Source organism: Klebsiella sp. 64 (assembly GCF_018223915.1).
GTDB classification, from domain to species: domain Bacteria; phylum Pseudomonadota; class Gammaproteobacteria; order Enterobacterales; family Enterobacteriaceae; genus Klebsiella; species Klebsiella pneumoniae.
In genome coordinates, this window is the sequence record NZ_JAGRQZ010000005.1 from 141,230 (window position 1) to 163,863 (window position 22,634).

The window sequence follows — 22,634 nt, forward strand, 5'->3', positions numbered from 1 at the left end:
ATCTCCGTAGTATGAGTCGTTCAGGCGTGATGAGCGCCAAGTGGAAGGTTTTGATTATTAGCAGGCTTAACAATCAAAGTCAGCCATACTGAGGCGAAAAGCGCTACCCCCATAAAAATATAGGACGCTGCGGGGCTGCCGGTGGCGCCGTTCAGGTAGCCGACAAACCACGAGCCGCAGAAGGAGCCCAGGGCGCCCATGCTGTTGATCAGCGCCATGGCGCCCCCGGCGACGTTGCGCGGCAGCATTTCCGGAATAATGGCGAAGAAGGGGCCGTAAGGCGCATACATTGCCGCCCCGGCTACCACCAGCAGGGTGTAGGAGACCCAGAAGTGGTTGGCGCCGACCGCCCAGGAACCGATGAAGGCCAGTCCGCCAATCAGCAGCAGCGGCCAGACGAACAGCTTACGGTTTTGCAGTTTATCCGAGGCCCAGGAGACGACGATCATGGCGATGGTGGCCGCCAGGTACGGGACAGAAGAGAGCCAGCCCACTTCCACCATCCCCATATTTTCACCGCCGCTGCGGATAATCGACGGCAGCCACAGTACAAAGCCGTATACGCCGATACTCCAGGCAAAATACTGCGCGCAGAGCAGGATCACGTTGCGGGAGCGGAAGGCTTCGCCATAGTTACGCACCGCTTTGATGCCTTGCTGTTCACGATCCAGTTGTTCCTGCAGCGCCGCTTTTTCACTCTCCGCCAGCCAGGACACCTGCGACGGCTTATCTTTCACCAGCACCCACCAGCAGAAGGCCCAGATCACCGCCGGCACCCCTTCGATGATGAACATTTCCCGCCAGCCGAAGGCCTGAATCAGGTAGCCGGAGACTACCGACATCCACAGGACCGTCACCGGGTTACCGAGGATCAGGAAGGTGTTGGCGCGAGAGCGCTCTGATTTGGTGAACCAGTTGCTGATATAGATAAGCATCGCCGGCATCACCGCGGCTTCGACGACGCCGAGGATAAAGCGGATCGCCGCCAGCGCCGGGATATTATGCACAATACCGGTCAGGGAGGCGCAACCGCCCCACAGGATCAGGCAGATAAAGATCAGTTTGCGAACGCTGCGGCGCTCCGCATAGATAGCGCCGGGGATCTGGAAGAAGAAGTAGCCGAGGAAGAACAGCGCCCCCAGCAGGGAGGAGATCCCCTTGGTGATGCCCAGGTCTTCGGTAATGCCTGCCGCGGAGGCGAAGCTGAAGTTGGCGCGGTCGAGGTACGCCAGGCTATACGTGATAAACACGATAGGCATGATGTACCACCAGCGTTTCGTTGCATTTGTTGAGCTATTCATAGGCTTGCCTCTGTCAATGAGGAGACATACGTCCGTCGAAACGGACGCTGCTGTGCCGCGCTGCAGGTAGGGTACAGGACGGCTGTTATCGTTGCGTAGAAAAGTTACTCGCCCAGCGCGTCGCGAGTGGGCAGCCCCTCGCTGTCGCCCTGGACCTGAATCGCCAGCGAACCGATTTTATTGCCGCGGTTCACCGCCTGAAGCAGGGTTTTGCCTTCCAGCAGGGCGCTAATCACCCCGACGGCAAAGCCGTCGCCGGCGCCGACGGTATCGACGACGTTATCGACTTTAATGGCATCGACCGTTCCCTGTTCGCCGCTGGCGCTCTTGAACCAGGCGCCGTCGCAGCCGGTTTTAATGACTACCGCCTTGACGCCGCGGGAGAGATAGAAATCGGCAATCCCTTCCGGGGTCTGCTGGCCGGTAAGAATCACGCCCTCTTTTAAGCCTGGCAAAACCCAGTCAGCCTGGAAGGCGAGACGGTTGAGTTTCTCCACCATCTCGGCTTCGCTTTTCCACAGCACCGGGCGCAGATTGGGGTCGAAAGAGAGGGTTTTTCCTTCGGCTTTCATTACCTTCGCCGCATGCTCCAGCAACGCGTAAGAGCTCTCAGAAAGGGCCGCCGCGACGCCGCTCAGGTGCAGATGGCGGGCGCTGGTGAAGTAGTCGGCGCGAAAATCGTCCGGCGAAAGATGGCTGGCTGCGGATCCTTTGCGGAAATACTCCACAATGGGATCGGTTCCATTTTCGACTTTCGATTTCATCTGGAAACCGGTAGCGAAGCGGTTGTCGATGGCCACAGCGTGGCTATCGATCCCCTCTTTCGCCAGCGATTGCAGTACGAAGCGGCCAAAGCTGTCGTTGCCGACGCGGCTCACCCAGCCGACTTTCAGACCCAGGCGCGCCAGGCCGGTGGCGACGTTCAGCTCGGCGCCGGCGACACGTTTCATGAAATGCTCCACCTCGGCCAGATCCCCGGTTTCGGTGGCGACAAACATGGCCATAGCTTCGCCGATGGTGATGACATCTAAATTTTCCACGACTTAATCCTCGCGTAACAGGTTGACGTAGCGGCGGGTCACGGCCGTCAGGTCATGGCCAGTCAGCGGAAACTCGATTCCACGCGGCGCGTCGGCGGGAAGATTATCGAGCAGGGCCAGCCAGCGTTCGGCGGCCTGATCCGGCGGTACAGCGCGGAATTTCTCATGATGAGGCTCCGCCGCTTTAACATGAATATAGCTGACTGCCGGCGCAAGATGACGTGCCGCCTCTTCCGGCGAATCGCCAACCCACAGCCAGTTGCCCATATCAAACGTTAAGGTGATCGGCAGCTGATGGACCCGGCAGGCGGCTTTGAAGCGCTGCATCGGCGCCAGCTGGCCGCAGTCGGTCTGGTCATTCTCTACCACCAACGCCATGCCGCTGTCGCTGAGGATATCGCGCAGCTCATCCAACTGCTGATTGTGGAGGAAATGGCCAAGGGAGAGCTTCAGCCACAGAGCGTTCAGAGTTTGCGCTTCCGCGAGCAGCGTCGGGAGATCCGGGTTAAGCTCGCCGTTGTCGGTGAACAGCGCCTGCGGCGCGGAGTAGCAGGCCAGCAGGCCGTGGCGCTCAATGGTGGCCGCCAGCGAGGGCAGAGCGTTGAGCTCTTCCGCGCTGCACAGCTCGCGGCGGATTTCGACGCCGTCCGCGCCGGCGTTGGCGATAAACGGCAGGACGGCGGCCTGCCCGCCTAAGGATTTAACATGGTCATTACCATACGCAGCGGTAACGACAATAATTTTTCTGGCCATCGCGCTCTTACTCCCGGCGTTTGTTGCTTAATCTCCTTAATACGCTAGATGGTATCGGTTCCATAAGAAAGGGCGAGATGTTTAATTTATGATCGGCATCACGAAGGATCGTTAACGGGAGGTTGATCCGCGGACGATAAGCTCGCCGGAAAATACCCGTTCGCGGATGGGGTCGTTAGTGCCGGCAATGCGCCGAATAACCTGTTCGACCGCCGCGTAGCCGATCTGCCACGTCGGCTGTTTGAGGGTGGTAATACCGACGCCGGCCAGCTCCGCCCACTCCAGTTCGTCGAAGCCCAGCAGGCCGATATCGCTCCCCCAGATCAGGCCGACGCGCTTCAGGGCGCGGGCTACCTGCAGCGTCAGCGCGCCGTTGGCGGAGATGACCGCTTTGCGCATCCCGCGGTGGCGGGCATGGAACTGACGCAGGACGTTGTCCAGCATCGCGCCGTCGTTAAGCTGCACCTCGGCGTTTTCGGCCACCACGCCGTGGTGGCGGGCAAGCGTGGCGCGAAAGGCGCTCAGGCGCTCGCGACGGGTATTCACCGAGCCCAGCGGTTCGCTGAGAAACAGGATGGCCTCGAATCCTTTTTCCACCAGATGTTCGGTGGCGGTGGTGGCGGCCTGGGCGTTATCAAGCCCGACCACATCGCAGGCGAAGTCGGGGATTTTACGGTCAATCAGCACCATCGGCAGGGCCGACTGCTGCAGGCGGTTCAGGCCATCCTCCCGCATACCGACTGCGTTGACCACGATGCCTTCCACCTGGTAGCTGCGCAGCAGGTCCAGGTAGTGCAGCTCCTGATCGAGCTCGTTATTGGTATTACACACCAGCAGGGTGAAGCCCTTTTCCCGGCAGGCTGCTTCAATGCCGCTCATGACGTTGACCGAGTAGGGATTGGTGATATCGGCGATGATCAGGCCGATGAGGCGGGTTCGGCCGTGTTTGAGGCCGCGGGCCATCAGGCTGGGGCGGTAGTCGAGTTCGGCAATGGCTTTTTCAATACGTGATAACAGGTCGTCGGAAAGCAGATGCTTCTCGCCGTTAAGATAACGTGAAATGCTGGTTTTGCCGGTCTTTGCGGCTTTCGCCACATCGCTGATAGTTGCACGCGCCGCTTTCGCCATGGTGGCTTCCTTTGCTGAAAATCTGCCAACACCTTAGCGCGAAAAATAGCGATATCAAGCATTTTGCCCGGCAGAGCGGCTGCCGGGCGACATGAGGTTGCGCTTACTGCAGCGGGCTGAGGGTAATTTCCACGCGACGGTTCTGCGCTTTGCCTTCCGCTGTGCTGTTGCTGGCGATAGGGTTCGCCGGGCCCATGCCGGTGGTGCGAATGCGATTGGCCGCCACGCCCTGGGTGATGAGCGCGCTGGCGACGCTGTCCGCACGCTGTTGCGACAGACGCATATTCAGATCCTTGCTGCCGGTGCTGTCGGTATAGCCGACCACGTTAACGGCGGTTTTCTCATACTCTTTCAGCACCATGGCCACGCCGGTCAGGGTGTTGGCGCCGGCCGGCTTCAGGTTGGCGCTATTGCTGTCGAAGGTGACGTTATTCGGCATGTTCAGCACGATATTGTCGCCATTTCGCGTCACGCTGACCCCGGTTCCCTGCATTTTGTCGCGCAGCTTCGCTTCCTGCACGTCCATGTAGTAACCAATGCCGCCGCCGAGCGCCGCGCCGGCCGCTGCGCCAATCAGCGCGCCTTTGCCGCGGTCATGTTTGGAAGAGGAGAGCGCGCCGACGCCAGCGCCCACTAAGGAGCCAATACCTGCGCCAATACCGGATTTGCCTGCTTCACGTTCACCGGTATAGGGGTTGGTGGTGCAGCCAGAAATGGCCAGAGTGCCGCTGACCAGCGCCGCAATCATAAGTACGCGTTTTTTCATTTAATATCCTTAATCCTTTTTATTCTTTGTCACAGCGAACGTGACGGTTGATTATGACGCGCGATTACGGAGAAAATTCCCCGGATACCATCTCTTTTTGTAAATAACATTGAACGGTTGCCCATCACGCCGTCATGACACCTGCATTCGCTGACCAGGAGCCGCCCTTGCCAACCTCATCTGCAACCAAAACCATCTTAACCGCCGCCCACTGGGGACCGATGCTGGTGGAAACGGACGGGGAAAACGTCCTCTCTTCCCGCGGCGCGCTGGCGACACCGTTTGCCAACTCGCTGCAAACGGCAGTGCGCGATCAGGTGCACAGCAAAACCCGCGTGCGCTATCCAATGGTGCGTAAAGGCTTCCTTGCTTCACCGGACAAGCCCCAGGGGGTCCGCGGTCAGGATGAATTCGTGCGGGTGAGCTGGGAGCAGGCGCTGGATCTGATCGATGCCCAGCATCGGCGGATCCGCGACAGCTACGGTCCGGCCTCCATTTTTGCCGGCTCCTACGGCTGGCGCTCTAACGGCGTATTGCATAAGGCGGCGACGCTGCTGCAGCGCTATATGAGCCTGGCGGGCGGCTATACCGGCCATCTTGGCGATTACTCCACCGGCGCGGCGCAGGCGATCATGCCTTATGTCGTTGGCGGCAATGAGGTGTATCAGCAGCAGACCAGTTGGCCGCTGGTGCTCGAGCACAGCGAAGTGGTGGTGCTGTGGAGCGCCAACCCGCTGAACACGCTGAAAATTGCCTGGAATGCCTCCGACGAGCAAGGGATCCCGTGGTTTGATCGGCTGCGCCAGAGCGGTAAGCGGCTGATCTGCATCGATCCGATGCGATCGGAAACCGTCGATTTCTTTGGCGATTCGATGGAGTGGATCGCGCCGCATATGGGCACCGACGTCGCGCTGATGCTGGGGATCGCCCATACGCTGGTGGAAAATGACTGGCAGGATGATGCGTTTCTTACCCGCTGCACCAGCGGCTACGATATTTTTGCCCGCTATCTGACCGGTGAAAGCGACGGCGTAGCGAAAACCGCTGACTGGGCAGCAGCGATCTGCGGCGTTAAAGCAGATAAAATCCGCGAACTGGCGAAACTTTTCCACGAAAATACCACTATGCTGATGGCCGGCTGGGGCATGCAGCGTCAGCAGTATGGCGAGCAGAAACACTGGATGCTGGTCACTCTGGCCGCCATGCTGGGACAGATCGGCACCCCCGGTGGCGGATTTGGTCTTTCCTACCATTTTGCCAACGGCGGCAACCCGACCCGCCGCGCGGCGGTGCTGGGCTCGATGCAGGGGAGCGTGGCCGGAGGCGTGGACGCGGTGGAGAAGATCCCGGTCGCACGAATTGTCGAGGCGCTGGAGAATCCGGGGGCGGAGTATCAGCACAACGGCATGGCGCGGCGCTTTCCCGATATTCGCTTTATCTGGTGGGCCGGCGGCGCCAACTTTACTCATCATCAGGACACCAACCGACTGATTCAGGCGTGGCAGAAACCGGAGCTTATCGTTATTTCCGAATGCTTCTGGACCGCCGCCGCGCGCCATGCCGATATCGTCCTGCCGGCGACCACCTCGTTTGAGCGCAACGATCTGACCATGACCGGGGACTACAGTAACCAGCATCTGGTGCCGATGAAGCAGGTAGTTGCCCCGCGAGATGAAGCGCGCGACGATTTCGCGGTCTTTGCCGACCTCAGCGAACGCTGGGAGGCGGGTGGCCGCGAACGCTTCACCGAAGGGAAGAGTGATTTGCAGTGGCTGGAGACTTTCTATCAGATGGCCGCCCGGCGCGGCGCCCAGCAGCAGGTGACGCTGCCGCCATTTGCCGAATTCTGGCAGGCTAACCAGCTGATTGAGATGCCGGAGGAGCCGGAGAATGCCCGTTTTGCGCGTTTCGCCGCCTTCCGCGCCGATCCCCAGGCCAACCCGCTGAAAACGGCGAGCGGTAAAATAGAGATCCACTCGCCGACCATCGCCGCTTTTGGTTACGCCGACTGTCCACCGCATCCGATGTGGCTGGAGCCCGACGAGTGGCATGGCAACGCAGAGGCGGGGCAGCTGCAGCTGCTGTCGGCCCATCCGGCCCACCGTCTGCACAGTCAACTGAACCACACCGCGCTGCGCGAGCGCTATGCCGTCGCCGGGCGCGAACCGGTGACTATTGATCCGCAGGATGCGCAGGCGCGCGGGATTGTCGATGGCGATTTGGTGCGGGTATGGAACGCCCGCGGTCAGGTGCTGGCCGGCGCCGTGGTGACGGAGGGGATCCGCCCGGGGGTGATTTGCCTGCATGAAGGAGCGTGGCCCGACCTGGATCCGCAGGTCGGCATCTGCAAAAACGGGGCGGTGAACGTCTTAACCAAAGATATTCCGACATCCCGGCTGGGCAACGGCTGTGCCGGGAACACCGCCCTGGCGTGGCTGGAGAAATATACCGGCCCGGCGCTGCCGCTTACGGCATTTGATCCGCCGGCCAACGCATAATCCACGTCGGGTGCTGAGTATCGTCCTGCCATGCGCAGTCTTCAATCCGGAAGCCCTGCGCATGGTAGAAACTCACCGCCGATTCGTTCTTCTGATAAACCTCAAGGCTCAGCCAGGCGTAGTGCTGTTTGACTTCATCCAGCAGCGCCCGGCCAATACCCTGGCGGGTGGCGCCCGGCGCGACAAACAGCGCGCCGACGAAACGGGAGTCCAGCACGCTGACAAAGCCTTTTAACTCGCCATCCTGCTCCCAGACCCAGGTGCTGGCGGCGGGAAGATAGACATCCCGTACTACCGCGACGCTGTCGCGCCAGTAGCTTTCGCTGATAAAAGGATGGGCATGAATCGTGCTGTCCAGCCACAGCGCCAGCAGCGGCGCGGTATCTTCAGTGTCCCACTTGCGGATCATCCTGACCTCCAGGGTGACAGAAGCAGCCGGTGACATGGTCGTTGACCAGCCCACAGGCCTGCATAAAGGAATAACAGATTGTCGAGCCGACAAACTTAAAGCCGCGTTTTTTCAATGCCTTCGACAGCGCATCGGAGGCCGGCGTCGTGGTGGGAATTTCCGCCAGCGTCGCAGCGCGGGTCACATGTGGCGCATTGTCGACGAAGGACCAGACAAAATCAGTGAACGACTCGCCATTTTCTTCCATCGCCAGATAGGCGCGGGCGTTGCCGATAATGGCCTGGATTTTTCCCCGATGGCGAATGATGCCGGTATCCTGCAGGAGTCGCTCGATATCGTCATCACCCATCGCCGCCACGCGCACCGGATCGAACTGGTGAAAAGCCTGGCGGTAGTTCTGCCGTTTTTTTAACACCGTGATCCACGATAAACCGGCCTGCTGGCCCTCAAGGCAGATCATTTCAAACAGCTGGCGACCCTCTTTTTGCGCCACACCCCATTCGGTATCGTGATACTCGATGTATAACGGATCCTGACTCACCCATCCGCAACGCTGCATAGCTGTTTCTCCCTCTGCGCTAAAAAAGTGGACGCCCGCCTTGACGGCTGAAAGATAAAGATAATAGTTAATACAGGGAAATCGTATCCCCACTAAAAACACAGCAATATTGCCGATTCGGCTCTTTTCTGGAGTCGCATTAATGATAATAAAGAAATGCAATGGCCTCCGGGGGTTCTTGATCCCGGCGAGCGTATCCGTCTGGGTGTCATGTGTCTCTGGAGCGAATGCCTGGCAACAGGAATATATCGCTATCGATACAAAAAGTAATACGTCGGAACGCTATACATGGGATAGCGATCACCAACCACGTTATGAAGATATTCTCGCCGAGCGGATGAAGTCCTCTGAGACGCCCGGCGGGCTGGCGTTAAACCAGGGGCTGGCGCCGCCGGACAGCGGCCGCGGCCTGAGCGTTGGCTGGAATTATCCGCTGGCAAACGGCGTAACCTCCGGGCCGGTGGCCAGCCTGCGCAGCGACGTCACCGCGCCGACGGTGAGAAGCGCAGGCGAGGCGGGCTACGTTAACACGCTCGGCTGGCGCATGGATTATCAGGCGCTGTGGGGCGTGCATCCCTGGGCGCAGGTGAGCTATAACCAGTCGCTCGCCAGCGATGTCTGGGCGCCGATGACCCGTGCCAGGGAGGGAGGCTGGAGCGATGTCACCCTGGGCGCTGATATGCGGTTGGGATCCCACGTGGCGGCATGGGCAACGCTGTCGCAGGCGGATAACCTGCCGTCAGGGGAAAATACGCTCTATTTGATGGGGGTCAGCGCCAATTTTTAATCGGGAATTGTTACGCATTTGAAACGATGTGGTTATTGTTAAATCTCAGCAATGGCGCATTTCTGTGAGATAGCGCACACTAACTTTTTGCCTGTAATTTACGGAATGAATGTTATGCAATGCCATTCATTCCAACATTAATGCATTTCATTCCCCGCTGATGGCAGTTCATGCCTTTTTCCCCCACTGGATGAGGGGCCTTCGCTATTGTGGCGGCAGTTAATTTATCAGGACAACTGCTATGAACGCTGCAAACCGTCAATCGACCCGCTGGCTGACACTGATCGGCACCATCATCACCCAATTCGCTCTCGGTTCGGTTTATACCTGGAGCCTGTTTAACAGTTCGCTGTCTGACAAACTGGGCGAGCCGGTCAGTCAGGTGGCTTTTTCCTTTGGTCTGCTGAGCCTCGGGCTGGCGCTCTCTTCGTCGGTCGCCGGCAAGCTGCAGGAGCGCTTTGGCGTGAAGCGCGTCACCATGGCCTCCGGGATCCTGCTCGGCCTGGGCTTCTTCCTGACCGCGCACTCCAGCAGCCTGATGATGCTGTGGCTGAGCGCGGGCGTGCTGGTGGGGCTGGCGGACGGCGCCGGTTACCTGCTGACCCTGTCGAACTGCGTGAAATGGTTCCCGGAGCGTAAAGGGTTGATCTCCGCCTTCTCCATTGGCTCCTATGGTCTCGGCAGCCTGGGGTTCAAATTCATTGATTCCCACCTGCTGGCCACCGTTGGCCTGGAAAAAACCTTCGTTATCTGGGGCGCTATCGTGCTGGTGATGATCGTCTTTGGCGCGACCCTGATGAAAGATGCGCCAAATCACCCGGCAGCCACCGCGGCCAACGGCGTCGTGGAAAACGACTTCACCCTCGCCGAATCGATGCGTAAACCGCAGTACTGGATGCTGGCGGTGATGTTCCTGACGGCCTGCATGAGCGGTCTGTACGTAATTGGCGTAGCGAAAGATATTGCCCAGGGAATGGTCCACCTGGATGTCGCCACGGCGGCCAACGCGGTAACGGTTATCTCGATTGCGAACCTCAGCGGTCGCCTGGTGTTAGGTATCCTGTCTGATAAAATCTCCCGCATTCGCGTGATTACCATCGGTCAGGTCGTGTCGCTGGTGGGGATGGCCGCGCTGCTGTTCGCCCCGCTGAATGCCTTGACCTTCTTCGCCGCCATCGCCTGCGTCGCCTTTAACTTCGGCGGCACCATTACCGTCTTCCCGTCGCTGGTGAGTGAGTTCTTTGGTCTGAACAATCTGGCGAAAAACTATGGCGTGATTTATCTGGGCTTCGGTATCGGCAGCATCTGCGGCTCTCTCATCGCTTCGCTGTTCGGCGGTTTCTACGTGACCTTCTGCGTGATCTTCGCCCTGCTGATCCTCTCGCTGGCGTTATCCACCACCATTCGTCAGCCGAAAAGCACGGTATATAACGAGGCGCACGCCTGAAACCTGCGGCGTGAAACGTGCCCCTGGTTATTTCCCTAAGCAAATAGTGCCAATCCAGCCAAATGTTTTGTAAATGTTTGGCTGGATCACATTCCCTCCTGATACTTTTCTCGTTCCCTGTGGTCTACTTATCGCGGTTTGTAGAGGTTTCTGATAACCAACCCTAACGCACCCTATTAGCCTACTGACTCGTGCCACAGCGTCAGGCGGTGTTTTATTCTTCTTTTTCCAGGTTTGCTTGCATGAAATATATTAGAACGATGACGCAGCAGAAGCTTAGTTTTTGGCTGGCGCTGTACATCGGCTGGTTTATGAACGTCGCCGTTTTTTTCCGGCGTTTCGATGGTTATGCTCAAGAGTTCACTTTCTGGAAAGGGCTTTCCGGTGTTGTTGAACTGGTTGCCACGGTATTTGTCACCTTCTTCCTGTTACGTCTTCTGTCGCTGTTCGGCCGCCGTATCTGGCGCATTCTGGCGACGCTGATTGTCCTGTTTTCCGCCGCGGCGAGTTACTACATGACGTTCCTCAATGTGGTGATTGGCTACGGGATTATCGCTTCGGTGATGACCACCGATATCGACCTGTCGAAAGAGGTCATCGGCTGGCACCTGATCCTCTGGCTGGTGGCGGTGAGCGCGCCGCCGTTGCTGTTCATCTGGAGCAACCGCTGCCGCCATACGCTGCTGCGCCAGCTGCGCACCCCGGGCCAGCGGGTTAAAAACGTGCTGATCGTGGTGCTGGCCGGACTAATTGTCTGGGGACCCATCCGCCTGCTAGAGCTGCGCCAGCATGATGTGGAGCGCCATTCGGAAGTGGATATGCCGAGCTATGGCGGGGTGATCGCCAACTCTTACCTGCCGTCGAACTGGTTGTCGGCGCTGGGTCTGTACGCCTGGGCGCAGGTGGATGAATCCTCAGACAACAAATCGCTGATTAACCCGGCGAAGAAGTTCACCTACGTCGCGCCGGAAGGTCTGGATGATACCTACGTGGTGTTTATCATTGGCGAAACGACCCGCTGGGACCATATGGGCATCCTCGGCTATAGCCGCAATACCACGCCAGAGCTGGAGAAAGAGAAGAATCTCGTCGCCTTTCGCGGTTACTCGTGCGATACCGCTACCAAACTGTCGTTACGCTGCATGTTTGTGCGCGAGGGCGGGGCGGAAGATAACCCCCAGCGGACGCTCAAAGAGCAGAATGTCTTTGCCGTGCTGCATCAGCTGGGCTTCAGCGGCAATCTGTACGCCATGCAGAGCGAGATGTGGTTCTACAGCAACACGATGGCCAACAATATCGCCTACCGCGAGCAGATTGGCGCCGAGCCGCGCAACCGCGGTAAGAGCGTTGACGATATGCTGCTGGTGGATGAGATGAAGCGCGGTATGGCGCAGGGCAACGCCTCCGGTAAGCATCTGATCATTCTCCACACCAAAGGCTCCCACTTTAACTACACCCAACGCTACCCGCGCAGCTTCGCCCAGTGGAAACCGGAGTGCGTCGGCGTCGACAACAAGTGCTCGAAAGCGGAACTGATCAATTCCTACGACAATAGCGTGACCTATGTCGATCACTTTATCGTCAGCGTCCTCGACCAGCTGCGGGATAAGAAAGCGATTGTGTTCTATGCCGCCGACCACGGGGAGTCGATTAACGAGCGTGAACACCTGCACGGTACGCCGCGCAAGATGGCGCCGCCGGAGCAGTTCCGCGTGCCGATGATGGTGTGGATGTCGGATAAGTACCTGGAAAATCCCGATCACGCCGCCGCGTTTGCCCATCTGCAGCAGCAGGCCGCGATGAAGGTGCCGCGCCGTCACGTCGAGCTGTACGACACCATTATGGGCTGCCTCGGCTATACCTCGCCGGATGGCGGGATCAATGAGAACAACAACTGGTGCCGGTGGAAAAAGTAAGGCCCGATAGTTTTCAGATTCTCGGGTCTGTTTTCCTTTCCTGAGCCCAGGATAAGCTAATCCCTCGCCGGCTGACGCCGCGCGAGGGATTTTTTTCGCACAGTGGACGTGTCTGGCAGGTGACCTCTTCTTCTTTGATTACCCCTGCTTCCTCGCTTCCCCTGTGCATGAACTTTTCATGGAGAGAAAGGATGAAGGTGATAAAGGGGTTGGTCCTACTGTGCCTGATGATGCTCGCCGGCTGCCAGTCTGAGGAAGAGACCAGCCAGTTCCTGCTGGCCTGTAAATACGATGCGCCAGCGACGATCGCAGCCATGCTGGATAACGGCATTGATGTGGATGGTCAGGATAAAACCGGCTTAAGCGGCCTGATGGTCGCTGCTGCGGAAAATCGACGCGATGTGGTTGAATTGCTGCTTAAGCGTCGGGCGAAGCCGAACCTCCAGACGCGCCAGGGCGTCACGGCGCTAATGCTGGCGGCGGCGCGTGGCAGCGATACCGCGATTATCGGCGATCTTCTCCAGGCGGGAGCGTCGGTGAATCAGACCTCCATCGACAAGAGTACGGCATTGATGTCCGCCATCTCCGACGGCGGGGACGTCAGAAACGACTATCAGCATATTCTGGCGATGAAAAAGCCCGATGCGCCTGTCGAAGAGGAGAGTACGCTGGACAAGATAGTTGGCGCAACGGCGGCGAAATCGCTGGCGACGGGCAATCGCGCGCTGATGACCGAAGACATGGCGTTACAACTGGCGCCCGGCGCGTTTAAGAAGAACGTCGACGAGATAGTGGCGCTGCTCCTCAAGCACGGCGCGGACGTGAAGGCCGTCAACGCGTCCGGGGAATCGGCCTTTTTCCTCGCTGTCGATCACGCGCGATCGGCGGAAACCATCACGACGTTGGCCAACGCCGGGGCGGACACCAGCCTGGCGGATAAATCCGGCACCACACCGCTGATGCTGGCGGCGGCGGGGGATGATCCCGATCTGGTGCTGGCGCTGTCGGCCTCCGGGGTGGAAGTGGATAAGCCGAACCGTGAAGGACTCACGGCGCTGCAGGTGGCGGCGGGTCAGGGGGCGCCTGCGGTGATCGCGGCGCTGGTGCAGCGCGGCGCAAAGTTGGACCAGCTTTCCGCCAACGATCTCAGCCCGCTGATGCTGGCGGTCAAAATGAATAATAAAGCCAATGTCGAGGCGCTGCTTGCGGCTGGCGCCAGCGTCAACCTCAGCAATAAGGCCGGCTATACGGCGATTGGCTACAGCCGGGCCGGCGAGGTTCGCCAGCTGCTGCTGGCACAGCATGCCGAGCTGAAGGGGCAGGCCGCGCATATGGCGCAAAGCGAACTGCAGTTTTGTGCTAATGCCTTTGCTGACAAGCTGGCATACAGCGACATCGCCCGGGCGGTGAATAACGATACCCGCCCGGATATTATGCGTCATCAGCAATCCTGCCCGGAGCTGGGGGAGCTGACGATGCTACTGGGAGAGTTTACATTCACCCCGGCGGGCGCAACCTATCTCGGCGAGCCGGTGACATGTAAGGTATCCGAGTATCGCAAAACGTTTGAGGTCAACTGCCGCTAAAAACGTTGAGCAACCGGCGATTCGCTGCTCAGGCTGCTGAGTTTCTCGCCGGTTGAGCGATTTTTTGAAAATAAGGCATTGACGGGTAGGCATCCCAGCAGTAAGATGCGCCCCGCATTCGGTGATTGGCGCAGCCTGGTAGCGCACTTCGTTCGGGACGAAGGGGTCGGAGGTTCGAATCCTCTATCACCGACCAAATTCGAAAAGCCTGCTCAATGAGCAGGCTTTTTTGCATCTGAGGCCAGTGAGGATGAGAACCTCCGGGGGCAGGAGGTTCGACTCGCGTTTCGTAGGCCCGCGCAAGCGCAGCGCCGCCGGGCATCATCAGTGCACAACTGGCCAAAAATACCACCAAAATCACAATAAACGTCTTTACTCACGTTTTCAGCCGGCTATTCGCTATTTTGTGACATCTTCCATTGCATTTTTTTATCGATGAACAGATCTTTTTTCGCGAAGCTTATGGCTGAATGCAGCATTTTCCGCTGTGCGTTTTAACGTTCACGCTATTAATCGCTCACATATTGGTCACACAGCAAGAAATTTTTCTCATTTGCTGGCATTGTTTCCCACTGGGTGTTGCAAATTAATAAGGTCTTTATTCTGCTGAATTGCCAGTAGCATAAATTTCTCTGCTGAAAATAGCGTCCTGAAGTTTTTTTAATCTTTGCCTGCCGTTTCTCACGCTGGATGTAAAACCCGGCTGGCTGTATTGACGTTTCCCCATTCTGTTGACAGATTGTAGGGCATGAGGGGCATTTCATGGAGAATCCGTACTGCAACTCAGTCGTTTTTGCGAAAGGAATCCCCATCTCTCTCTACGCCTTCGGGCACCACCGACCGGACCGGGTAAAAAATAAATAAAGGTCCGGCGGATATATGCAAACAACATCACAATTTTGGAGCAGAATAATGAGTATTTCCTTGAAGAAATCAGGGATGCTGAAGCTTGGTCTGAGCCTGGTCGCCATGACCGTCGCCGCCAGCGTGCAAGCGAAAACCCTGGTTTATTGTTCTGAAGGCTCGCCGGAAGGATTTAACCCACAGCTCTTCACCTCTGGCACCACCTATGATGCCAGCTCCGTACCGATCTATAACCGCCTGGTCGAATTTAAAACCGGTACGACGGAAGTTATTCCAGGACTTGCTGAGAAATGGGAAGTCAGTGCGGATGGCAAAACCTATACTTTCCACCTCCGTCAGGGTGTGAAGTGGCAGGATAATAAAGACTTTAAACCAACCCGTGACCTGAACGCCGATGACGTGGTGTTCTCCTTCGATCGCCAGAAGAATACTAATAACCCGTACCATAAAGTTTCTGGCGGCAGCTATGAATACTTTGAAGGGATGGGCTTACCGGACCTGATTAGCGAAGTGAAGAAAGTGGACGATAATACCGTCCAGTTCGTCCTGACCCGTCCGGAAGCGCCGTTCCTCGCTGATCTGGCCATGGACTTCGCCTCCATTCTTTCGAAAGAGTATGCTGACAACATGCTGAAAGCCGGCACGCCGGAAAAAGTGGATCTCAATCCTATCGGTACCGGCCCATTCCAGCTGCTGCAATACCAGAAAGATTCCCGCATTCTGTATAAAGCCTTCCCGGGCTACTGGGGTACCAAGCCGAAGATCGATCGTCTGGTCTTCTCCATCACCCCGGACGCTTCCGTGCGCTATGCCAAGCTGCAGAAAAACGAGTGCCAGGTGATGCCGTACCCGAACCCGGCGGACATCGCGCGCATGAAGGAAGATAAGAACATTACCCTGCTGGAACAGCCGGGTCTGAACGTTGGTTATCTCTCCTTTAACACCGAGAAGAAACCGCTGGACGACGTCAAAGTACGTCAGGCGCTGACCTACGCGGTCAACAAAGAAGCGATCATCAAAGCGGTTTACCAGGGCGCAGGCCAGGCGGCGAAGAACCTGATCCCGCCGACCATGTGGGGCTATAACGACGACGTTAAGGACTACACCTACGATCCGGAGAAGGCGAAGCAGCTGCTGAAAGAAGCGGGCCTGGAAAAAGGCTTCACCATCGATCTGTGGGCGATGCCGGTACAGCGTCCGTACAACCCGAACGCCCGCCGCATGGCGGAGATGATTCAGGCTGACTGGGCCAAGATTGGCGTCCAGGCCAAGATCGTCACCTACGAGTGGGGCGAGTATCTGAAGCGGGCGAAAGCGGGCGAGCACCAGAGCGTGATGATGGGCTGGACCGGCGACAACGGGGATCCGGATAACTTCTTCGCGACCCTGTTCAGCTGCGCCGCGGCGAAAGACGGCTCCAACTACTCGCGCTGGTGCTATAAGCCGTTTGAAGATCTTATTCAGCCGGCCCGCGCTACCGACGACCACAACAAGCGTATTGAACTGTACAAACAGGCTCAGGTAGTGATGCATGACCAGGCTCCGGCGCTGATCATTGCTCACTCCACCGTCTATGAGCCGGTGCGTAAAGAAGTCAAAGGCTATGTGGTGGACCCGCTGGGCAAACACCACTTCGATAACGTCTCTGTCGAATAATAAGCACGATGCCTGACCCCCTCTCCCCGCGTGGGAGAGGCGGGGGGCGTATTCCCGCTATTCCGGGGAATGCTTTTGTGAGCAATACAGACGCCCTGTCGCCAGGCGGGGCGTCACTAGAGAGAATCCGGGTTATGTTGCAGTTTATTCTCCGACGTCTGGGACTAGTCATCCCGACATTTATCGGTATCACCCTTCTCACCTTTGCCTTCGTCCATATGATCCCCGGCGATCCGGTGATGATTATGGCGGGCGAACGTGGTATTTCCCCCGAACGTCACGCGCAGCTGCTGGCCGAAATGGGCCTTGATAAGCCGCTGTGGCAGCAATATGCCCACTATATCTGGGGCGTGCTGCACGGCGATTTAGGCATCTCGCTGAAAAGCCGCATTCCCGTGTGGCAGGAGTTTGTCCCGCGCTTTAAAGCCACCCTTGAGCTGGGCGTCTGCGCGATGATCTTCGCCGTCGCCGTCGGCATTCCGGTGGGCGTGCTGGCTGCGGTAAAACGCGGCTCCATCTTTGACCACACCGCGGTGGGCCTGGCGCTGACCGGCTACTCAATGCCTATCTTCTGGTGGGGCATGATGCTGATTATGCTGGTTTCGGTACAGCTGAACCTGACGCCGGTCTCCGGGCGCATCAGCGATACGGTATTCCTTGACGATACCCTGCCGCTGACCGGCTTTATGCTGATCGACACCGCCATCTGGGGCGAGCAGGGCGACTTTATTGACGCCTTAATGCATATGATCCTGCCCGCTATCGTGCTGGGCACCATCCCGCTGGCGGTGATTGTACGTATGACCCGTTCGTCGATGCTGGAAGTGCTTGGCGAAGACTATATCCGTACCGCGCGCGCCAAAGGCCTGACCCGGATGCGGGTGATCGTGATCCACGCGCTGCGTAACGCGATGCTGCCGGTGGTCACGGTGATTGGTCTGCAGGTGGGCACCCTGCTGGCGGGCGCCATCCTGACGGAAACCATTTTCTCATGGCCTGGTTTAGGTCGCTGGCTGATCGACGCGCTGCAGCGTCGCGATTATCCGGTGGTGCAGGGCGGGGTGCTGCTGGTGGCGACGATGATTATCCTCGTCAACCTGCTGGTCGACCTGCTGTACGGCGTGGTGAACCCGCGTATCCGGCATAAGAAGTAAGGGGCCATCATGTCACAAGTTACTGAAAATAAAGTTATCGCTGCGCCGGTACCCATGACTCCGCTGCAGGAGTTCTGGCACTATTTCAAACGCAACAAAGGGGCGGTCGTCGGGCTGGTATACGTGGTGGTGATGATCGTCATCGCGGTATTCGCCAACTTCCTCGCCCCCTATAACCCGGCGGATCAGTTCCGTGATTCGCTGCTGGCGCCGCCGTTCTGGCAGGACGGCGGCAGCATGGCGCATCTGCTCGGCACCGACGACGTGGGCCGCGATATTCTGTCGCGCCTGATGTACGGCGCCCGCCTGTCGCTGCTGGTGGGCTGCCTGGTGGTGGTTCTGTCGCTGATCCTCGGCGTGGTGCTCGGCCTGGTGGCGGGCTATTTCGGCGGAGTGGTGGACTCAATCATCATGCGCGTCGTCGATATTATGCTGGCGCTGCCGAGTCTGCTGCTGGCGCTGGTGCTGGTGGCAATCTTCGGGCCCTCCATCGTCAACGCCTCGCTGGCGCTAACCTTCGTGGCGCTCCCGCACTATGTGCGTCTCACGCGCGCCGCGGTGCTGGTGGAGGTCAACCGTGACTACGTGACCGCCTCCCGCGTAGCGGGCGCCGGCGCGATGCGCCAGATGTTCGTTAATATTCTCCCTAACTGTCTCGCGCCGCTGATCGTTCAGGCGTCGCTGGGCTTTTCCAACGCCATTCTCGACATGGCAGCGCTGGGGTTCCTCGGCATGGGCGCGCAGCCGCCGACGCCGGAGTGGGGCACCATGCTTTCCGACGTGTTGCAGTTCGCGCAAAGCGCCTGGTGGGTAGTCACCTTCCCGGGCGTGGCGATCCTGCTGACGGTGCTGGCATTTAACCTGATGGGTGACGGTCTGCGTGACGCGCTCGATCCCAAACTGAAGCAGTAAGAGGTTCGAGATGGCGTTATTGAATGTAGATAAATTATCGGTGCATTTCGGCGATGAAAACGCGCCGTTCCGCGCCGTAGACCGCATCAGCTATAGCGTGAAGCAGGGTGAAGTGGTCGGTATCGTCGGGGAGTCCGGCTCCGGTAAATCCGTCAGCTCGCTGGCGATTATGGGGCTGATTGACTATCCCGGCCGGGTGATGGCGGACAAACTGGAATTTAACGGCCGCGATCTGCAGCGCATCTCTGAAAAAGAGCGGCGCCAGCTGGTGGGGGCGGAAGTGGCGATGATCTTCCAGGATCCAATGACCAGCCTCAACCCGTGCTTTACCGTCGGCTACCAGATTATGGAAGCGATTAAGGTCCATCAGGGTGGTAATAAGCAAACCCGCCGCCAGCGGGCCATCGACCTGCTGAACCTGGTGGGCATTCCCGATCCGGCCTCGCGGCTGGACGTCTATCCGCATCAGCTTTCCGGCGGCATGAGCCAGCGTGTGATGATCGCGATGGCGATTGCCTGTCGGCCAAAACTACTGATTGCCGATGAACCGACCACCGCGCTGGACGTGACCATTCAGGCGCAAATCATTGAGCTACTGCTGGATCTGCAGCAGCAGGAGAATATGGCGCTGGTGCTGATCACCCACGACCTGGCGCTGGTGGCGGAAGCCGCGCATAAAATTATCGTTATGTACGCGGGTCAGGTGGTGGAGACCGGTGACGCGAAAGATATCTTCCGCGCGCCGCGCCATCCTTATACCCAGGCGCTGCTGCGCGCGCTGCCGGAATTCGCCCAGGATAAAGCGCGTCTGGCCTCGCTGCCGGGCGTGGTGCCGGGGAAATATGACCGTCCCAACGGCTGCCTGCTTAATCCGCGCTGCCCCTATGCCACGGATAAATGCCGTAGCGAAGAGCCGGCGCTCGCGGATCTGACCGGCGGCCGCCAGTCTAAATGTCACTACCCACTCGATGATGCCGGGAGGCCTGGATTATGAGTACGCAAAAGGCCGCCACGCCACAACCGCTGTTGCAGGCCATTGATCTGAAAAAACACTATCCGGTGAAGAAGGGGTTATTCGCCCCGGAACGGCTGGTGAAGGCGCTGGACGGCGTCTCCTTTACCCTTGAGCGCGGTAAAACGCTGGCGGTAGTGGGGGAGTCGGGCTGCGGCAAATCGACCCTCGGTCGTCTGCTGACGATGATTGAGATCCCCACCGGCGGCGAGCTCTATTATCAGGGGCAGGATCTGCTTAAGCACGACCCGCAGGCGCAGAAGCTGCGGCGGCAAAAAATCCAGATTGTGTTCCAGAACCCGTATGGTTCGCTGAACCCGCGTAAAAAAGTGGGGCAGATTCTGGAGGAGCCGCTGCTGATTAACAGCAGCCTGAGCAAAGAGCAGCGGCGTGAAAAAGCGCTGGCGATGATGGCGAAAGTGGGCCTGAAAACCGAGCATTACGATCGCTACCCGCATATGTTCTCCGGCGGTCAGCGTCAGCGTATCGCTATTGCTCGCGGGCTGATGCTGGATCCAGATGTGGTGATTGCCGATGAGCCGGTCTCCGCGCTGGACGTTTCGGTACGCGCCCAGGTGCTGAACCTGATGATGGATCTGCAGCAGGATTTAGGGCTGTCCTACGTGTTTATCTCCCACGACCTGTCGGTCGTCGAGCACATCGCCGATGAAGTGATGGTGATGTATCTCGGCCGCTGCGTGGAGAAGGGCACCAAAGACCAGATCTTCAACAATCCGCGTCATCCGTACACCCAGGCGCTGCTGTCGGCGACGCCGCGTCTGAACCCAGACGACCGGCGCGAGCGGATCAAGCTGACCGGCGAACTGCCGAGCCCGCTAAATCCGCCACCGGGCTGCGCCTTTAACGCGCGCTGTCGCCGTCGCTTTGGCCCCTGCACTCAGCTCCAGCCGCAGCTGAAGGATTACGGCGGCCAGCTGGTGGCCTGCTTTGCCGTCGACCAGGATGAGAATCCGCAAAAGTCCCACGCCTGATGGCGCGCTCCCGGTCCCATGGCCGGGAGCTTCTCTCCCGCCGTGGATAAAACCTGGCGCTTACGCATATTGCCGCAGTTTATGTCACGCTCTCAGAGCATTCTTCGTAGATTATCCGAAAAAATAAGCCTTTCAGTCCATTTTTATAGAATTAAAGAGAAATTAAAATGGTTCAGGTTTATTCTTTCGCTGATCTGACGCTATGATTTCATCATGACCTAATACTTTTATATAAAAACGACTGGGAAGCGTGGTGATTGCGGGAAGTTAAGGATGTACGCATACCTAAAAAATGGGGCTACCCTTCTGCAAGGGAAATGTTAGTGTAGCGATACTTCTGCCGTGGAATCATCCCGAAAATCAAATTCTAAACTATTATAACCCTGTCAATCGTGTGTATTGGTACGTCACCATCGGCGCGTTATCTGCCATCCCAGAAGCGTCACGATATTTTTAATATACCCAGAAAATAACAACAAACTTAATATGAAATTTTTAAAATCATGAGGTTATCAATGAACCATTATGATGATCTGCAGCGCTTTCAAGAAAAAACGCGGACGCAAAACCTCAACTTTCAGGATCTTTCTTCGCAAGCCGCCACGCGGGAACACGGCGACTGGGCGATCCTCAATCAGCTAAATCCCGGCGCCGAGAAACCCTCTTCTCTGGCGCTGGGAGGCTCGGTCTCCGCGCCGTTGCCGCAGTCGGTGCCCGCGGATCTGTTCCGCCAGGTAGAGGCGGCCGTAGCAGCGGCGCCAACCTCTGATCCTGTTGTGTCTGCCGCTTCGGCCGCGCCTGCTACCCCCCAGCCGGTCGTGGAGACCGCCGCAGCCGCACCGGATCCGGTCAGGCAGGAGCCTGCGCCGACCCCTGCGCCTTCAATTCCGGCGTCGGAACCGGCCATGGCGCCGCCGCCGAGAATGGCCCCCCGACCCGCGCCCGCCGCCGAGAACTATGCCCACCTGTTCGCCGCGAAAAGCGCGGAGCCGGTGGCGAAAAATAAAGACCAGCCTTTGAAATCACTTCTGGAAAGGATCGCGACATGCCGTTGATTTGCGTCTGTTCACCGAAAGGCGGCGTAGGGAAAACGACCCTGGCGGCCAATTTAGCCTATTCGCTGGCGCGGACGGGCAGCAAAGTTCTGGCGCTGGATTTTGATGTCCAGAACGCGCTGCGTTTGCATTTTGGCGTACCGCTGAACGATGAGCGGGGCTATGTGGCGAAGGCGCTGGAGCTGCACGACTGGAGCCAGTGCGTGTTGAGCGCCGGCAGTAATATTTTCGTCCTGCCATATGGCGAAGTGAGCGAGGCGCAGCGTCAGGCGTTTGATGAGCAACTGACCCATAATGACCATTTCCTCCAGCGCGGTCTGTCCGCGCTGCTTAATTATCCCGGGCTTATCACCATCGCCGATATGCCCCCTGGACCTTCGCCCGCGCTAAAGGCGCTGACGGGGCTGGCGGACCTGCATCTTATCCCGCTGCTGGCGGATACCGCCTCGATGTCGACCCTGGCGCACGTAGAAAAGCAGCGCCTGACCGGCGCGGCGCTGAATCATAAGCACGGGCACTATTTCGTCATTAACCAAAGCGATAGCCGTCGCCAGGTCAGCCGGGACGTCACCAGCCTGATGGAAGAGAAACTGGGCGAGCGACTGCTTGGCGTGATCCATCGTGATGAAAGCGTGGTGGAGGCCAATGCCTCGCAGAAGTCGATCCTGGACTTTAACGCTTCCTCGGCAGCGGCCTTCGATATTGAAATCATGGCTAAAAAAATATCTTCGCTGTTGGGTATTCATATTGGCGATGGCACGGTGCACAGCCAGCCACGCATGTCAGGGCGTTAACTTTT

General features: G+C 58.1%; 19 protein-coding genes, 1 tRNA gene and 1 pseudogene. 14 read left to right on the forward strand and 7 right to left on the reverse strand.

The genetic code is table 11. The features are described from left to right. Positions 1 to 20: 20 nt before the first annotated feature. The 5 genes from KHQ23_RS06310 to KHQ23_RS06330 form a co-directional block, all read right to left on the reverse strand. Positions 21 to 1,301 (reverse strand): MFS transporter, encoded by a 1,281-nt coding sequence (locus tag KHQ23_RS06310; RefSeq protein ID WP_002921927.1) that lies wholly within the window; start codon positions 1,299 to 1,301, stop codon positions 21 to 23. A gap of 104 nt (positions 1,302 to 1,405) precedes the next feature. Continuing rightward, on the reverse strand, positions 1,406 to 2,341 hold the full coding sequence (locus KHQ23_RS06315; RefSeq protein WP_002921921.1) for a sugar kinase: 936 nt from the start codon (positions 2,339 to 2,341) through the stop codon (positions 1,406 to 1,408). 3 nt (positions 2,342 to 2,344) lie between these two features. Beyond that, a complete protein-coding gene (locus KHQ23_RS06320; protein WP_002921919.1) occupies positions 2,345 to 3,094 on the reverse strand; it encodes a sugar phosphate isomerase/epimerase in 750 nt (249 codons plus the stop codon). Positions 3,095 to 3,205: 111 nt separating this feature from the next. Then, complete coding sequence (locus tag KHQ23_RS06325; protein WP_002921918.1) at positions 3,206 to 4,222, reverse strand: LacI family DNA-binding transcriptional regulator; 1,017 nt, start codon at positions 4,220 to 4,222, stop codon at positions 3,206 to 3,208. Positions 4,223 to 4,325: 103 nt separating this feature from the next. Beyond that, the gene (locus KHQ23_RS06330; RefSeq protein WP_002921917.1) at positions 4,326 to 4,988 is read right to left on the reverse strand and encodes an OmpA family lipoprotein; all 663 of its coding nucleotides are present in this window, start codon (positions 4,986 to 4,988) and stop codon (positions 4,326 to 4,328) included. A 167-nt stretch (positions 4,989 to 5,155) separates the two neighbouring features. Between KHQ23_RS06330 and KHQ23_RS06335 the strand changes: the two genes are divergently transcribed. Continuing rightward, a complete protein-coding gene (locus tag KHQ23_RS06335; protein WP_020803955.1) occupies positions 5,156 to 7,486 on the forward strand; it encodes a molybdopterin guanine dinucleotide-containing S/N-oxide reductase in 2,331 nt (776 codons plus the stop codon). Here the strand turns inward: KHQ23_RS06335 and KHQ23_RS06340 are convergent. Continuing rightward, on the reverse strand, positions 7,455 to 7,895 hold the full coding sequence (locus tag KHQ23_RS06340) for an N-acetyltransferase (protein WP_004173935.1): 441 nt from the start codon (positions 7,893 to 7,895) through the stop codon (positions 7,455 to 7,457). The genes KHQ23_RS06335 and KHQ23_RS06340 overlap by 32 nt on opposite strands. Beyond that, a complete protein-coding gene (gene tag / locus KHQ23_RS06345) occupies positions 7,873 to 8,454 on the reverse strand; it encodes a DNA-3-methyladenine glycosylase I (protein ID WP_020803961.1) in 582 nt (193 codons plus the stop codon). The genes KHQ23_RS06340 and tag overlap by 23 nt, the downstream gene beginning before the upstream one ends. 205 nt (positions 8,455 to 8,659) lie before the next feature. Between tag and KHQ23_RS06350 the strand changes: the two genes are divergently transcribed. The 13 genes and pseudogenes from KHQ23_RS06350 (at position 8,660) to KHQ23_RS06410 (ending at position 22,629) form a co-directional block, all read left to right on the forward strand. Further along, positions 8,660 to 9,241 carry a hypothetical protein gene (locus KHQ23_RS06350; protein WP_020803959.1) on the forward strand — a complete coding sequence of 194 codons (582 nt, stop codon included), beginning with the start codon at positions 8,660 to 8,662 and terminating at the stop codon, positions 9,239 to 9,241. 241 nt (positions 9,242 to 9,482) lie between these two features. Beyond that, the gene (locus tag KHQ23_RS06355) at positions 9,483 to 10,688 is read left to right on the forward strand and encodes an MFS transporter (RefSeq protein WP_002921907.1); all 1,206 of its coding nucleotides are present in this window, start codon (positions 9,483 to 9,485) and stop codon (positions 10,686 to 10,688) included. 242 nt (positions 10,689 to 10,930) lie between these two features. Further along, a complete protein-coding gene (eptB, locus tag KHQ23_RS06360; RefSeq protein ID WP_004152427.1) occupies positions 10,931 to 12,604 on the forward strand; it encodes a kdo(2)-lipid A phosphoethanolamine 7''-transferase in 1,674 nt (557 codons plus the stop codon). A 191-nt stretch (positions 12,605 to 12,795) separates the two neighbouring features. Continuing rightward, the gene (locus KHQ23_RS06365; RefSeq protein ID WP_016946687.1) at positions 12,796 to 14,190 is read left to right on the forward strand and encodes an ankyrin repeat domain-containing protein; all 1,395 of its coding nucleotides are present in this window, start codon (positions 12,796 to 12,798) and stop codon (positions 14,188 to 14,190) included. Positions 14,191 to 14,309: 119 nt separating this feature from the next. Next, positions 14,310 to 14,386: transfer RNA gene (locus KHQ23_RS06370), tRNA-Pro, on the forward strand. 716 nt (positions 14,387 to 15,102) lie between these two features. Continuing rightward, positions 15,103 to 16,710 (forward strand): dipeptide ABC transporter periplasmic-binding protein DppA, encoded by a 1,608-nt coding sequence (gene dppA / locus KHQ23_RS06375; RefSeq protein ID WP_002921789.1) that lies wholly within the window; start codon positions 15,103 to 15,105, stop codon positions 16,708 to 16,710. Between the two features lie 134 nt (positions 16,711 to 16,844). Next, positions 16,845 to 17,864, forward strand: a complete 1,020-nt coding sequence (gene dppB, locus KHQ23_RS06380; RefSeq protein ID WP_002921786.1) for a dipeptide ABC transporter permease DppB — start codon at positions 16,845 to 16,847, stop codon at positions 17,862 to 17,864. Between the two features lie 9 nt (positions 17,865 to 17,873). Continuing rightward, entirely contained in the window at positions 17,874 to 18,776 is a 903-nt protein-coding gene (dppC, locus tag KHQ23_RS06385) for a dipeptide ABC transporter permease DppC (RefSeq protein ID WP_004145207.1), read from the forward strand. A 10-nt stretch (positions 18,777 to 18,786) separates the two neighbouring features. Further along, positions 18,787 to 19,770: a dipeptide ABC transporter ATP-binding protein gene (dppD, locus tag KHQ23_RS06390; RefSeq protein ID WP_002921785.1), complete on the forward strand. Its 984-nt coding sequence runs from the start codon at positions 18,787 to 18,789 to the stop codon at positions 19,768 to 19,770. After that, positions 19,767 to 20,780 carry a dipeptide ABC transporter ATP-binding subunit DppF gene (gene dppF / locus KHQ23_RS06395; protein ID WP_002921784.1) on the forward strand — a complete coding sequence of 338 codons (1,014 nt, stop codon included), beginning with the start codon at positions 19,767 to 19,769 and terminating at the stop codon, positions 20,778 to 20,780. Before dppD ends, dppF begins: the two co-directional genes overlap by 4 nt. 18 nt (positions 20,781 to 20,798) lie before the next feature. Beyond that, positions 20,799 to 20,978, forward strand: coding sequence for a hypothetical protein (locus KHQ23_RS06400; RefSeq protein WP_004145206.1), 180 nt, complete (start codon positions 20,799 to 20,801; stop codon positions 20,976 to 20,978). Positions 20,979 to 21,295: 317 nt separating this feature from the next. Next, positions 21,296 to 21,835, forward strand: coding sequence for a cellulose biosynthesis protein BcsO (locus KHQ23_RS06405; protein WP_004173939.1), 540 nt, complete (start codon positions 21,296 to 21,298; stop codon positions 21,833 to 21,835). A 1-nt stretch (position 21,836) separates the two neighbouring features. Continuing rightward, positions 21,837 to 22,629, forward strand: a pseudogene (locus tag KHQ23_RS06410) (cellulose synthase operon protein YhjQ/BcsQ). The last annotated feature ends 5 nt before the right edge of the window (positions 22,630 to 22,634 follow it).

Bases quoted from the DNA above. Each gene is read 5' to 3' on its own strand.
- KHQ23_RS06310 (WP_002921927.1), bottom strand. From the start codon at position 1,301: ATGAATAGCTCAACAAATGCAACGAAACGCTGGTGGTACATCATGCCT.
- KHQ23_RS06320 (WP_002921919.1), bottom strand. From the start codon at position 3,094: ATGGCCAGAAAAATTATTGTCGTTACCGCTGCGTATGGTAATGACCAT.
- KHQ23_RS06325 (WP_002921918.1), bottom strand. From the start codon at position 4,222: ATGGCGAAAGCGGCGCGTGCAACTATCAGCGATGTGGCGAAAGCCGCA.
- KHQ23_RS06330 (WP_002921917.1), bottom strand. From the start codon at position 4,988: ATGAAAAAACGCGTACTTATGATTGCGGCGCTGGTCAGCGGCACTCTG.
- KHQ23_RS06340 (WP_004173935.1), bottom strand. From the start codon at position 7,895: ATGATCCGCAAGTGGGACACTGAAGATACCGCGCCGCTGCTGGCGCTG.
- tag (WP_020803961.1), bottom strand. From the start codon at position 8,454: ATGCAGCGTTGCGGATGGGTGAGTCAGGATCCGTTATACATCGAGTAT.
- KHQ23_RS06355 (WP_002921907.1), top strand. From the start codon at position 9,483: ATGAACGCTGCAAACCGTCAATCGACCCGCTGGCTGACACTGATCGGC.
- eptB (WP_004152427.1), top strand. From the start codon at position 10,931: ATGAAATATATTAGAACGATGACGCAGCAGAAGCTTAGTTTTTGGCTG.
- KHQ23_RS06365 (WP_016946687.1), top strand. From the start codon at position 12,796: ATGAAGGTGATAAAGGGGTTGGTCCTACTGTGCCTGATGATGCTCGCC.
- dppA (WP_002921789.1), top strand. From the start codon at position 15,103: ATGAGTATTTCCTTGAAGAAATCAGGGATGCTGAAGCTTGGTCTGAGC.
- dppB (WP_002921786.1), top strand. From the start codon at position 16,845: ATGTTGCAGTTTATTCTCCGACGTCTGGGACTAGTCATCCCGACATTT.
- dppC (WP_004145207.1), top strand. From the start codon at position 17,874: ATGTCACAAGTTACTGAAAATAAAGTTATCGCTGCGCCGGTACCCATG.
- dppD (WP_002921785.1), top strand. From the start codon at position 18,787: ATGGCGTTATTGAATGTAGATAAATTATCGGTGCATTTCGGCGATGAA.
- dppF (WP_002921784.1), top strand. From the start codon at position 19,767: ATGAGTACGCAAAAGGCCGCCACGCCACAACCGCTGTTGCAGGCCATT.
- KHQ23_RS06400 (WP_004145206.1), top strand. From the start codon at position 20,799: ATGGCCGGGAGCTTCTCTCCCGCCGTGGATAAAACCTGGCGCTTACGC.
- KHQ23_RS06405 (WP_004173939.1), top strand. From the start codon at position 21,296: ATGAACCATTATGATGATCTGCAGCGCTTTCAAGAAAAAACGCGGACG.